Annotated in this window: 17 protein-coding genes; 2 read left to right on the top strand and 15 right to left on the bottom strand. The window is 33.3% G+C overall.

Features of this window, described 5'->3' with window-relative positions; genetic code table 11:
• Positions 1–62: 62 nt before the first annotated feature.
• Positions 63–1,721 (top strand): T7SS effector LXG polymorphic toxin, encoded by a 1,659-nt coding sequence (locus tag QUF99_RS04985; protein ID WP_289368870.1) that lies wholly within the window; start codon positions 63–65, stop codon positions 1,719–1,721.
• Positions 1,722–1,724: 3 nt separating this feature from the next.
• Positions 1,725–2,189 carry a hypothetical protein gene (locus tag QUF99_RS04980; RefSeq protein WP_016127451.1) on the top strand — a complete coding sequence of 155 codons (465 nt, stop codon included), beginning with the start codon at positions 1,725–1,727 and terminating at the stop codon, positions 2,187–2,189.
• Between the two features lie 89 nt (positions 2,190–2,278).
• Here the strand turns inward: QUF99_RS04980 and QUF99_RS04975 are convergent, their stop codons facing one another.
• The 15 genes from QUF99_RS04975 to QUF99_RS04905 form a co-directional block, all read right to left on the bottom strand.
• The gene (locus QUF99_RS04975) at positions 2,279–3,463 is read right to left on the bottom strand and encodes an XRE family transcriptional regulator (RefSeq protein ID WP_289368869.1); all 1,185 of its coding nucleotides are present in this window, start codon (positions 3,461–3,463) and stop codon (positions 2,279–2,281) included.
• Positions 3,464–3,502: 39 nt separating this feature from the next.
• On the bottom strand, positions 3,503–4,204 hold the full coding sequence (locus tag QUF99_RS04970) for a DUF5986 family protein (protein WP_353958387.1): 702 nt from the start codon (positions 4,202–4,204) through the stop codon (positions 3,503–3,505).
• 179 nt (positions 4,205–4,383) lie between these two features.
• Complete coding sequence (locus tag QUF99_RS04965; protein ID WP_289368868.1) at positions 4,384–5,334, bottom strand: phage major capsid protein; 951 nt, start codon at positions 5,332–5,334, stop codon at positions 4,384–4,386.
• 77 nt (positions 5,335–5,411) lie between these two features.
• Complete coding sequence (locus QUF99_RS04960; protein ID WP_289368867.1) at positions 5,412–5,594, bottom strand: hypothetical protein; 183 nt, start codon at positions 5,592–5,594, stop codon at positions 5,412–5,414.
• A gap of 57 nt (positions 5,595–5,651) precedes the next feature.
• On the bottom strand, positions 5,652–5,834 hold the full coding sequence (locus QUF99_RS04955) for a hypothetical protein (RefSeq protein ID WP_289368866.1): 183 nt from the start codon (positions 5,832–5,834) through the stop codon (positions 5,652–5,654).
• Between the two features lie 286 nt (positions 5,835–6,120).
• Complete coding sequence (locus tag QUF99_RS04950) at positions 6,121–6,414, bottom strand: hypothetical protein (protein WP_289368865.1); 294 nt, start codon at positions 6,412–6,414, stop codon at positions 6,121–6,123.
• Positions 6,415–6,420: 6 nt separating this feature from the next.
• Complete coding sequence (locus QUF99_RS04945; protein ID WP_289368864.1) at positions 6,421–6,816, bottom strand: DUF1492 domain-containing protein; 396 nt, start codon at positions 6,814–6,816, stop codon at positions 6,421–6,423.
• A 21-nt stretch (positions 6,817–6,837) separates the two neighbouring features.
• Positions 6,838–7,059: a hypothetical protein gene (locus QUF99_RS04940; protein ID WP_289368863.1), complete on the bottom strand. Its 222-nt coding sequence runs from the start codon at positions 7,057–7,059 to the stop codon at positions 6,838–6,840.
• A 4-nt stretch (positions 7,060–7,063) separates the two neighbouring features.
• Positions 7,064–7,216, bottom strand: a complete 153-nt coding sequence (locus QUF99_RS04935; protein ID WP_289368862.1) for a hypothetical protein — start codon at positions 7,214–7,216, stop codon at positions 7,064–7,066.
• Positions 7,209–7,430 carry a hypothetical protein gene (locus tag QUF99_RS04930; protein WP_289368861.1) on the bottom strand — a complete coding sequence of 74 codons (222 nt, stop codon included), beginning with the start codon at positions 7,428–7,430 and terminating at the stop codon, positions 7,209–7,211. The genes QUF99_RS04935 and QUF99_RS04930 overlap by 8 nt, the downstream gene beginning before the upstream one ends.
• 400 nt (positions 7,431–7,830) lie before the next feature.
• Positions 7,831–10,035: a VapE domain-containing protein gene (locus tag QUF99_RS04925; RefSeq protein ID WP_289368860.1), complete on the bottom strand. Its 2,205-nt coding sequence runs from the start codon at positions 10,033–10,035 to the stop codon at positions 7,831–7,833.
• A gap of 101 nt (positions 10,036–10,136) precedes the next feature.
• Positions 10,137–10,436: a hypothetical protein gene (locus QUF99_RS04920; RefSeq protein WP_289368859.1), complete on the bottom strand. Its 300-nt coding sequence runs from the start codon at positions 10,434–10,436 to the stop codon at positions 10,137–10,139.
• 14 nt (positions 10,437–10,450) lie between these two features.
• Positions 10,451–10,594 (bottom strand): hypothetical protein, encoded by a 144-nt coding sequence (locus tag QUF99_RS04915; RefSeq protein WP_289368858.1) that lies wholly within the window; start codon positions 10,592–10,594, stop codon positions 10,451–10,453.
• A 116-nt stretch (positions 10,595–10,710) separates the two neighbouring features.
• On the bottom strand, positions 10,711–11,010 hold the full coding sequence (locus QUF99_RS04910) for a helix-turn-helix domain-containing protein (RefSeq protein ID WP_289368857.1): 300 nt from the start codon (positions 11,008–11,010) through the stop codon (positions 10,711–10,713).
• 1 nt (position 11,011) lies between these two features.
• A complete protein-coding gene (locus tag QUF99_RS04905; RefSeq protein WP_289368856.1) occupies positions 11,012–11,242 on the bottom strand; it encodes a helix-turn-helix transcriptional regulator in 231 nt (76 codons plus the stop codon).
• Positions 11,243–11,367 lie beyond the last annotated feature (125 nt).

Below are 11,367 nucleotides of genomic sequence, written 5' to 3'. Positions count from 1 at the left end.
ATATAAGATTTACAGTTCTCTCCTTAAATTGGTATCATTTACTTATTAAAGGGGGGAGATTTTTGAGTTTAAATATGTATTTAGGGGAAGTACATACCCAAACACAAAGTATGAATGCTGTATGTACCGCTACCATTCAAGGTATGGAACAAGCGATTCAGTCGATTGACGCTTTTGCAATTGATACTGTTCTACAAGGACAAACATATAGCAGTGCAAAAGCATTCTTTGCACAAACCTTTCGTCCATTAGCACAAGGAATCATTTACTTGTGTGAAGAATTAATCCGTCAAAATAATGCCTTTCCAAACGATTTCCAATCACAAGTCGCTTCCACAGATGTAATCGAACAAGAGATATTAGAACAAATTCGAGAAATTGACCGAATGATAGCAAGTACGGAAGCAATCAATCAAGCTATGCCAATCTCGGGCATGGACGCTATGGTAAATCTTTTTGCTGTCATGAGGCGTAAACTGCAAGAAAAGTTAGAACATCTATATGAATTTAATCAAACATCTAGCGATAACTATAGTACAGCAATTCAATTAGCCGCTAGTATCGCAACAGGTCTTGCAGAAGTCCAAAGCGGAAAAGGTTTTAGTCCCGCCAGTGGTACATTTAGTACACAAGGGTTGAATATGGAGTGGGTAGCCTCTATTCAAAAAATTGCCGAGGAAAAAGTTCGCGAAGCTGAAATAAAAAAAGAAATTGAAGAAAAAATGGCTTTGCAAGAACAAGAAGCTAATAGACCGTGGTATCAAAAAACAGCTATCGGTACTTGGGAATTTATGAAAGAATTTTTTCAGGGCGCTGGCAGTGCGGCTTTCGAAAGCGTTATTGGACTAGAATCACCTGATAATGATGAATTAGAAAGCAAGTTAACTTATCAAGCGGGAAGGTTCACAGGAAATGTTATAGCAGGAGCGGCTTCCATTATAGAAATTCTAGAAGGCCTTACCGTCATAGGCGGCTCTAATTTTTTAACTCTAGTCGCAACAGTAGGAACTGGTGGATTAGCATCACCAATTGCTATTACATTTGATGCAGCTGCTACAACGGCTGGAGTTAGTCTTGTTGGACATGGTGTATTTGTTGGGCGTAATGCAATTCAAAATGGTAAGGATACTCTTCAAAAAATCCAGTCTTCTTCTAGTGGTTCTGTTAGTAGAGTTAAGGGCTCAAGTGAGACTGCTAAAAACCTTTTAAAAGATGGTAAATTTATTGAATCTGATTTAGAATTAAAATATGCTGAATATTGCGCTAGAAAAGCAAAAGACGGTAAAGTACCTAAAGATAGATTGAACTGGAAAGAAGCAAGTGATTATTGGACAAAAGATTCACCTATGGCAAGAGGAAATCGTTTTAATAAAACCGCAGAAAAAAATAGATGGTATCCGAATAATGAGGTCCATTTAAGTAATGGTAAAAGATTAGATTCATACGACCCAATTAAAGGGGAAATAGTTTCCAGAAAAGCTACAGATCTAGCGGATATTGATATTAAAACTTTTGAAAAACATTTGAAAGAAATGAAAGATAAGTATGATGTTGGAACTAAGATTCGTTCAAATAAGTATAGAAGAATAGATGGAAAATCACTAGAAGGAAAACAAATTTTAGAGATTCCAGCATCTAATAAAAATTTTGAACGAATAGAGGAATATATAAAATTAGCAAAAGAAAAATATGATATTGATATTAGATTTAGGGAGGAATAATTGATGGCATATGATTTAGAACTTGAAATAAAAGAGGTACTTGAGAAAATTGACTTTGTAGAAAGATATAAAGCATTAGCAGAAAAATTTTCAGATAGAGAAAATACATTTGAAAACTATGAAAATGAAAAAGCTATTGAAGTATTCGAGTCTCTTGGCTATAAAGCTCGTTATATGAAAAAAGAAGACTTTTTTATTGTAGGAGAAGTAAAAAACAAAGATATCTATGCTTTTAGATTCAACATCAGCTTAAAATATGGTGTTGCTGAATTGATTTGGGAAGCATGTCATAATGGTGAAGTTAGAGCTGGAGACCCATGGGATATATTTATACGATTGTTATCAAATGACATTGAAAAAGTACCAGTGCTATATTTCCACAGTTATGAAGAACTAAAAGAAATCATGAAAATTGCCTTTGAGATGTATGAAGATTTCAAACAAGAATTAATTCCTATCTATTCATAATTTTATATTTAAGAAAGGCAATTTTATCTTAAATGTAAAAAAAGAAAGTCCGACTCACAAGAGCCGGATTTCTTCATTTATCTAAAACTTTATACTGTTTTATTTGATCTCATATTAGTATTTCTTTTCAGTGCTAACACAACGTTAGAACTATCATTTCTAAAGTTAGCCAGTGTACCTTCTTCTAAACCAGTCAATGCTTCAAACATATCTTCACGTAGGCTCAATTGATACTCATTTGAAAGTTCGTCTAAAATGCTATTACCATCAAAGACATTATTTTCAAGCAATGCAAGAATTGACTTTTTAATTAAAACTGGGCTTGTGGGCTTAGATTGTCCATCTAATGGTTCTTTTTTTCTCCAACCATTTTTACTCATTTGTCTTTGCAGATACGAATATTGATTGAAAGTGATTACCCCTAAATTGTATGCCCTTCTAACCATTACTCCCACAGAAACATGCCATTTCTTCTTCATAAAAACATAATGGTCTAGGTCAATCGGAAACATACTAACATCTCTAATAAAAGGTTCTTTAGGTAGTAGAAATGCACTAGCAAAATCATTGGCCTGCTGTTCCATTTCTCTTTCCTCATCCTTGGACAATGTAGATAAGTCAAGGTAAGGTTCATGAATCAGTATGTGAGCAAGCTCATGAGCTGCATCAAACTGCCTTCTATATCTACTCCCTTTATCATTACCTAATACTACAAAATAAACATCTGAACCATTTATTTTCCTTGTCTGTGTATATGCATCAATTTCAGAAACATTTATTCTTGAGGTAGAAACAATTATTCCATTTACCTCTAAGAGCTCCACCATATTTTTAATTGGCTTATCTCCTAGTCCCCAAAACTCCCTAGCTTGTACAGCCATTTCTTCTATGCTCATATTATCTACATCTAAAGTAGGCAAGTTTTCTTTAGGCAAATCAATATACTCATTAATAAGCTGATAAATAATTGAAAGAAAGTCTAATCTTAATTTCTGAGCCTCAAGATCTTTCTTCAAAGTTTTAGCAAGTGCTCTAAAATAAGCATTACCTACTTTATCTGTAACAGTGTCATCTTCGAAGTAAAACTTTCTTGGGAAACCTAATACACCTTCCAATTGAAGCATGATTTCTCCACTAGGTGGACTAATATTTTTTTCATACTTAGAAATCATTTGTTTAGATATTGAAAGCTTTTCCGCTAAATCCAATAAACTCATTGCATTAAAGCGCCTAGCTAATTTCAATCTTTCACCATTAAATTTAGATGTGATCATCTTGAAAAATCCCTTTCTTTCTATGAGAAGAGCGCGATTTTATTCAGATGTTTGCTTTTTCTTTTTCTTCAGCGAAACCGTCATATCATGCTGTTCTTGCTCTTGTTGTTTGTCGTCCTTATCACTATCATCATTAGAAGCAACAGTAATAAAGTCACTCCAATCCTCTTCATAAAGCGTATCTAAATTTTCATTTAATATATTAGCCTTAACGGATTTTAATTCATAGCCTCTCATATCAAGACTAATTACACAAAATTGTTCAATTTCACAAGGACATACCCGAAGCATTTCCTCATATATTTGACGAGCTTCATCCTCATCGTAATCCAAACCCAAAGTTAACTGGATCGCTCTTCTCTGATTAAAATCTAATTTTTCCTCAAAATTCACATTACATATCCCTGACAATGCAGAAATGTAATACATCACTTTAGATTTTATCTTTCCCTTTTGCCTAGCCTCAAGATTTTTCTGAGACAGAAAGAAAAATAAAGTTTTAGTTGTTGTATCAACAAGTCCTGCAACTTTCCAGCCATTCCTCTTAGTTTTAAATGAAGTAAACTCTTCTGTATCATTCCCAATTTGATGGGAATATATAAAACTCCATTTTGCCATCCCGTGACCATTATTAAATCCATAATCAGTTGCTAATCTATCATTAGCCTTATACAACGACGCTTGAATCCTTTGAATGATTTGTTTGATACTATCTCCATTAACATTCAGTTTAAAAGGCAAAGACGTCACTCCCATTCTTTAATATTTCGTCTTCTTATTTTTACATTTTATTTAAAAAACGTCAACCTATAAACTTATTTTTTGAAAATAGTCAATAACATTCTTTTTCCAATTAAAAGGGATATCAATTTCACATCAATATCCCTAAAAATCACATCATACTTGCAAATATAGTCAAACTATTTAATCTCCAAGCGATACACAGTCGGTTCTAACTCTGAATAGATTAATTTCCCATCAAGAAGGTTGTATAATTTGAATCCAATTTCATTTAAATGAGCATATCTTTCATACAAAGTTTCAACTTCTAACCCTGTTGAATTTTCTTGAATGGTAAACGAATCAAAATCACCAAAATAGAATACTGCCGCTTTTTCTGTAGATCCTTTTACTGAATCCAGGCAATCTAGTGGAAAACCTATTAACATATAGCTTACGCCACCGTCCGTCCGATCAATTGTTTTTAGGGCCGCTTCTCCATTTGGTAGCTTTAAATCTTCAACATATTCAAGAGCAGCTTTATTTACAATCCATCTTGCTTTGTTTACCACATTAGTAGATGGTTTATTTTTTAACTCTTTAATAATCGCTACTGGATCAGTTGCAGTAGGTGTAAATATCTTTGCTTTATTCAATAATGAACCTTCATTAAAGGCATCTGAATAATTTCCATTAATCATGTAATCTATCTCTTTAGCCAAGTATGCTTTTTTCATTACATCAATAACTAAGTCCTCTACACTTACAGTTGATGTATATAATAACTTCTTCTTAATAGTTGAAATAGAATCAAATTCCACAGGGTCTAATAATTCAGCAATTAAACCCAAATGATTAACCTGGATTTCATTTTTATCACGTTCTGTTTTATGAACATCAACTGTTACAGCACCTTTTAAAACTGGATAGCTTAAATTCCCATCAACTTTTACAACATTTCCGTATTTACGTAATGGATTTTCTTGCTCCACATAGCCAATAATTTCAGCTGCAATTGATTTCGGTACAGTAGCACGACCGTTGTTAATATCTACCCCTAAAGAACGAGCTTCTTTTTCATTAATATTCCCTGTTACAAATTTAGCAAATGCCGAACGAATTTCTTTTTTATTTTTCATTGTTGTAGTCATGTTATAATTCTCCTTGTATTTTGTTTTTTGATTGAGCATAGGATGTTGGTCCAGAACACCCTATGCTTTTTAAGTACCTATTTAAATTTTTTTAACAGCTTATCGATTTGTTTGAGTAGCTGTTCTCGCTTGTCCAATTTTCTCCATACTCCGTTTCGTCTTTCCCAGACCTCACCTTTCCTTCTTTTTATTAAATTTTTTAATTCAGTCATATCTCTAGATTCGTGGGATTTAGATGCACTTTCATAATGTTTAACCATTTTTCACACCTCCTTTCAATAATTTTGATGATCTATTCAATTACTTCAACTGTAAAACTAGCATTTGTCATATCCCAGTCTGATATTTTGATATGCTTCGACTAGTTCCATACACAGTTTATGATGTACAGGATCTCCCTCTTCAACTGCAGTATTATATTCTTGAATAAGCTTTTCTAGTTTTGATCTTTCTTTTTTGTTTAATTTATCAAGTATAGATTGCAGACAATTCTCTATCACTTTCCTCACCTCCCTTTAAGTTAAATTCGACAATTATCGACAAAAACAGGATAGAAAATCACCACTTTTTCACGTATTAATCCCATAAAAACACCTTATTTTTCACCTTTAAAATTGAAAATCAAACGCCCTAAATTGTTGATATGATAAGGATTTGAACAGCCTTTATTTGTATTTTTGTATAAAACACCCCCCTTTGTTTTAAAAAAAATGGTCCAACGATGTATGCGCCCCCTACCCTACCTATCCCTCCCAAAGTGAAAATTTTATTTTTTGACAGGGGGGGTTATGATAAATCGTTCATTTCTACATAAACCTTTTTAACGTATAAACCATTATTTAAAAACGTTTCGCCGTTTCCTGTTTCTTTAATAAACTCTTTCAATTTAACTTCTAAATGGTATCGTTTATCCGTTTCAATTTGATAATAAAGAATACTTTCATTCTTACGTGCAGTACAAATTAATTCTCCATGTACATCGTCAATGAATGAGAATAGTATTATGCTATTATCTTTAAACAGGATACTTTCCACACGACCAAACAAATCTATGTTTCTATTGTCTTCAGTAGCTTCCACAGTTCTTTATCCTCCTAATCCTGTTTTCTCAACAAACTTTATTATCTTCATAATCTCAGCGTGTTTATTGCAGATATATCGAGTACTATAATTTAATTCGTATGCTATTTGCTCTAACGTCATCCCATCGATATATTTCATTTTTAATATATTATTGTCTAACCCTTTGAACTTCTCGATTAGATCAGTGAGCTTTTTCATTTGCTCTTGTTTAAAAGCAAGTTCCCTTTTTATGCGTTCAATATGTTCTTCTACTTTGGCACCGTCTGAATCAGCAGTTAATTTATATTTAGCTAAATCACCACTGATCCAGCGCTTTAATTCTAGTTCAGTTCGTTCAAGATTAAATTCAAGATAAGTAATTTCTTCTTCTAATTTCTGATAGTCTTTCAGGCTATTCAATTACATATCACCTACTTAGATTTAATTCTCTTTTCTTATAATCTCTTTACCCGAGAGTTTCATTTTCTTTAGAACATATCCTGTATTAATAAAAGGACTATCTTCATTAATACAGTGTGCTGCCCTATGCCCCTCACTTGCACCATGATGATGAAATTTGCAGCAGTAACTACACCAGGTACTTAAATTTCCCTTCTCATCTCGTTCTATCGCTAATACAATTGGATCTTTTTTAGTTGCCATTTACTCACCACCTCTCATCTGACCATCTTTTCTTTCTACCTTTTTCTATTTCGTATTCTTGTATAAACTTCATAAGATCTAAACGATCTACCGTTACCTTTTCATCATCACGATGAATTTCTAATTGTACCTTCAATCGTTCTAATATTTCATTCATGGGATTGCCCCCATTCAATGCTCTTAAAATTGGTTGCCGCTTCTGCAACATCAACCCACCCACTATCGTCTATATCCATTAAATGAACTTCTCCTTCGTCTGTTAAAGCAAGACATAACGTCCTTGATGTTATCAATTCACCTGTTTCATAGTTTTGATACACTGTATTTAAATCCGCTGGAGCTGGTATTATCTGAATTATCTTCCCTTCCATGTGCTCACCTCCATTTTCATTGTTTTAGTTTTGTATCCGAAAAAATAACTTCACCCGCACCTCTCACTGGGGTGAACACCACTTAGACTAAAGGTGAACACTTAGGTGAACTCATATTTAATGTAAATGTTCTACCCAAAAACCTTGATATGACTGTGTTTTGAGGCAAGGCGAACACTAGGAACACCAGAAATCAGCAAAAGTAACAAACTGTGACTCTACTACTACTCTCTCTACCTACCTCTATATATTTTTACTTTTATACTTTTTATATAGATTATGGTGTTCATGTGTTCTCTTTTTCACTTCCCCATTGGTACTACTGGGTTTAAGGGTAGAACACGTCTTTTGTTTTTTAGTGTTCGCTAGTGTTCACTATAGCGATTACCTGTTCACCCTATTAACACGATGGTTTACCAGCAAAAGGTGGTGTTATCCATCCTCTTTCTCTGTCTTTACCCTTTTGTTTTCTTACTGCTCCGTACTTCTTAAGTGCTATAGCTGCATTTTTTGTACTCTTAGTTAAATCCAGTTCCTTGAAAATAACTTTATTACTTTTCCACGTCCATAAGTCTTTGGATGCTCCCCAAGAAAACCCACTTAAAATTTCAATTTCTTCATGTGTCTGTAGTTCGCTTTCTTCGTTGTGTTCTTTTTGTTTCTGTGCTTCTTCACTAGTAAGTAGGTGTGAATCATCTTTTAACGCCATTGTGGCAATTTCTCCCCAAAACTGGTCAATATCCATTGCTTTTAAATCACTTATCTTGTCACCTACGTTTATTACAGCGTACCGTCTATTTCCTGTCTTATCTTTCAAAAATTCATCGTCATTAACAGTGGCAAAGAATACTGTCATCCTCGGATATTTAACTGATAACCGTTGATATGGTCGCCTAAACTCATCAAAACTCTCTGTAAAGAACGCTTTTAGTGCTGCCTGTTCAAACTTCATTGTCGAGTCTAACTCGCCTAATTCAACGGCAAAGTTGCTTACTGCTTCTATTACACTGTCTTTGTTCTCTGGGTTAAGTCTTTTACCCGTTTTGAAATAATCATCACCTATTGAGTTAAATAACAACTTAAACCAGAATGTTTTCCCACAACCTTGAGAGCCTTGAAGGACAAGTACAAATTCTTGATTCATCTTTCCACTTTCGTTGAATGCAAGTTTAACAGCTTGGATTGCCCATTTTTTTAAGTACGCAATTCCTAACTCTCTATTTGACCTAGCATTTAATGTGGTGAAAACTTCCTCGATACGACCCTGTCCATCCCATTTCTTAGATACGTTTAAGAAATATTCAGCTACTTTGTTCTTTTTATTACAGCTAGCTAAATATAAAAGATGGTCAATTAGTTTATCTTTCGTTATGAAATAATCCATATCAATAGCTTCTTCTATAATCCCTTGTGCATGATGATCTGCTATTTCACCATCAAAATATAAATTTAAGGACGATAAGTATTCACGTTTTCTTATAACATCGTAATAAACCTCTATGCCCATTGAATCTAATAGCTTCTTGGTATTTTCAGCTTTAACAAGTATTTTGTTTTTGCTATTTCTTTTAAAATCTATTTCATTTTGTACTTTTAGTTCTTCTTGTTTATGAATACCTTGCCCACCACTTATATATCTTTCGTAATACTCCCTAACCTTTTCATCTTTCTTGCAATGCTCTATCATGGCTTTATAACTAGGCTTGTCCTTCATATCCTCCGTACCGTTATCCAGATGGGAAAATTTATGTAGCCTATATAAGTCAAAACTGTTTACGTTTTTACCGCTTATCGGATCTGTTGAATGATTGCTATGTGCATGCGTACCATCGTCATAAACAATTAATCCACCTTTAGAGCTTCCCTCAACATAGGTATATCTATTATTTCTAAATGGCTCATATTTATCTGATAAGAAGTTGTCCAAAACATCCGTTATCGAATAAATATTTGTCCATGCCCCAATCCAGTTTTGTTTTGTGCGTGGATCAGCTTTTTCATTATTTTTAAAGGTCTTGATTTCTTCATGCTGTTTTGTAATGAAGCTAGCATTAAAGAAAGTGAAGTCTTGATAATAAAATTCATAATTATCAGGGTTACTACAAGTCGGATAGTGCATGTGTCGCTCAAATTCACATGAAGTCTCATCTATCCACACTTGGAGAATATCCACTAAATATCGTGTGACTTCTTTGTAGTGTTCCGGCTCAATGTCATGATGCAAAGGTATGATAACCCTGTAACGTGGATTCTCTTTTGTATGACTATGTGTTGAATACATGGCAACTGCAAAATTTGTAAAACCATCAATGTTCTCCCAAACATTTAAACCTTGCGGTACTTCATCTATATCAATTGTTATTATGCTTCTGCTTTTAACATTGGCTTTATTCCTACGCTCTTGAACATATCCACCTATAAAACCACCTGCATTGCCTTTCTCATTGGTTATCATAGGCTCGCTTATCCCATTTAAAAACTCTCCGTATGCTATCTTTTTGTTAATAGCATTTGTGTTGGTAAGGGATTTAAAGTTAGTTATGTCGATTAATCTGTCATATTTAAGCTTTATTTTTTCTTTATGTGCTGTTGTAATAGCTAACAAACTCTCACCTCCCTTGTATCTAAAACAACTTAATGTTAAAATATAAGTAATCAACAAAATTTGTATGCAGGTATATGAATTCGCCGTTCATATATCTTTTTTTATTGTCTTTTTTCAACATTCTTCACAACCTCATTGAATAAATCTGTATTGATTTTATCGAACGTTTCAACACTGTCAGTCAGTTCGGCTTTTAGTTGACGCATGACATGCCACAATATTCTAATCGTTCTATGATGTTCTCTGTAATAGCTTCTTTCTTCGCCTTTCATTTCTACTTCGAACATTTTGTCATTTAATTGACCTAACAGTGTTTCTACATCAATTAAAGTATCTGCATGACCTTTAATTTGGCCTACTTCATGATCTAATCCGAATGCTAATTCTCTTAAATTCCCCATGTTTCCAACGCTCCTTATTTACTGTTCAGTTCACGTAATCTTTTTTTTCTTTCTAAATCAGCATTAAATAGTAATACTGGATTCTTTCTCATTTCTACACTTATCGCCACAACCTCTGATGCCTTCATGATTTTTGTGGCCGTGAATACTCCATTCATATATTTCACCTCTTATTATGTATTAACGTTGCTAACGTCCCATAAGCTATAAGTCCCAACATTGCATTTATGTTCGGTCTGCTCGACCATCTGACCAATAAAAAGCGCTATTTAGTTTAAAGCAAACTTTGATAAAGTTTTATATCGTTATTAGTAGCATTCATATTTGTTGTCATCTCATCTAAAAATTCATCTACTTCATTTTTCTTAAAAAGATATTTGCTACCAACTTTGTAGTATCGTAATCCATTTTTGACTAACCGCTCTTCAATGGTCGGTTTGCTAATGTTTAGATACTCGGACAACTCTTTATAAGTCATGAAGTATTTTTGTGCAGCTAATTCCTCAACTTTTTCATTAATTGCTTTTTCTAACATTGAATTAACCGTCTTTTCATCAATCTGAACATTTAACAATTTAGATCACCTCCTTTTCGTGAAACCTTATTTGAAAAATTTCATCAAAATCAATATCTAAAGCATCCGTTATTTTTTTAGCAACCAATGGACTCGGATGTCTTGTTCCTTTTGATATATTAGCAATTGAGGACTTTGAAACTTGCGTTTCTTTAGCAAGAGAACTTTTGTTAAACCCTTTTTTAATCAATAAAATATTAAACTCCTTAATATCCTTCAAATAGATTTTCATCTCGTTTCACCTCTTTTAATTCATCAGGATTATTTAATTCATTTGAATTAATTATCATATTAGTCCTTTATAATTCTTTTGTCAACATTTTATTTCATTTGGATTAAAAATGAATTATAATGTAC

Origin of the sequence: Bacillus sp. DX4.1, assembly GCF_030348195.1 — a bacterium.
Classification (GTDB): Bacteria; Bacillota; Bacilli; order Bacillales; family Bacillaceae_G; genus Bacillus_A.
The sequence above is the reverse complement of the archived record's forward strand: the minus strand, read 5'-3'. Positions and strand labels throughout refer to the sequence as shown.

Bases quoted from the DNA above. Each gene is read 5' to 3' on its own strand.
- QUF99_RS04980 (WP_016127451.1), top strand. From the start codon at position 1,725: ATGGCATATGATTTAGAACTTGAAATAAAAGAGGTACTTGAGAAAATT.
- QUF99_RS04975 (WP_289368869.1), bottom strand. From the start codon at position 3,463: ATGATCACATCTAAATTTAATGGTGAAAGATTGAAATTAGCTAGGCGC.
- QUF99_RS04965 (WP_289368868.1), bottom strand. From the start codon at position 5,334: ATGACTACAACAATGAAAAATAAAAAAGAAATTCGTTCGGCATTTGCT.
- QUF99_RS04960 (WP_289368867.1), bottom strand. From the start codon at position 5,594: ATGGTTAAACATTATGAAAGTGCATCTAAATCCCACGAATCTAGAGAT.
- QUF99_RS04940 (WP_289368863.1), bottom strand. From the start codon at position 7,059: ATGGCAACTAAAAAAGATCCAATTGTATTAGCGATAGAACGAGATGAG.
- QUF99_RS04935 (WP_289368862.1), bottom strand. From the start codon at position 7,216: ATGAATGAAATATTAGAACGATTGAAGGTACAATTAGAAATTCATCGT.
- QUF99_RS04930 (WP_289368861.1), bottom strand. From the start codon at position 7,430: ATGGAAGGGAAGATAATTCAGATAATACCAGCTCCAGCGGATTTAAAT.
- QUF99_RS04920 (WP_289368859.1), bottom strand. From the start codon at position 10,436: ATGGGGAATTTAAGAGAATTAGCATTCGGATTAGATCATGAAGTAGGC.
- QUF99_RS04915 (WP_289368858.1), bottom strand. From the start codon at position 10,594: ATGAATGGAGTATTCACGGCCACAAAAATCATGAAGGCATCAGAGGTT.
- QUF99_RS04905 (WP_289368856.1), bottom strand. From the start codon at position 11,242: ATGAAAATCTATTTGAAGGATATTAAGGAGTTTAATATTTTATTGATT.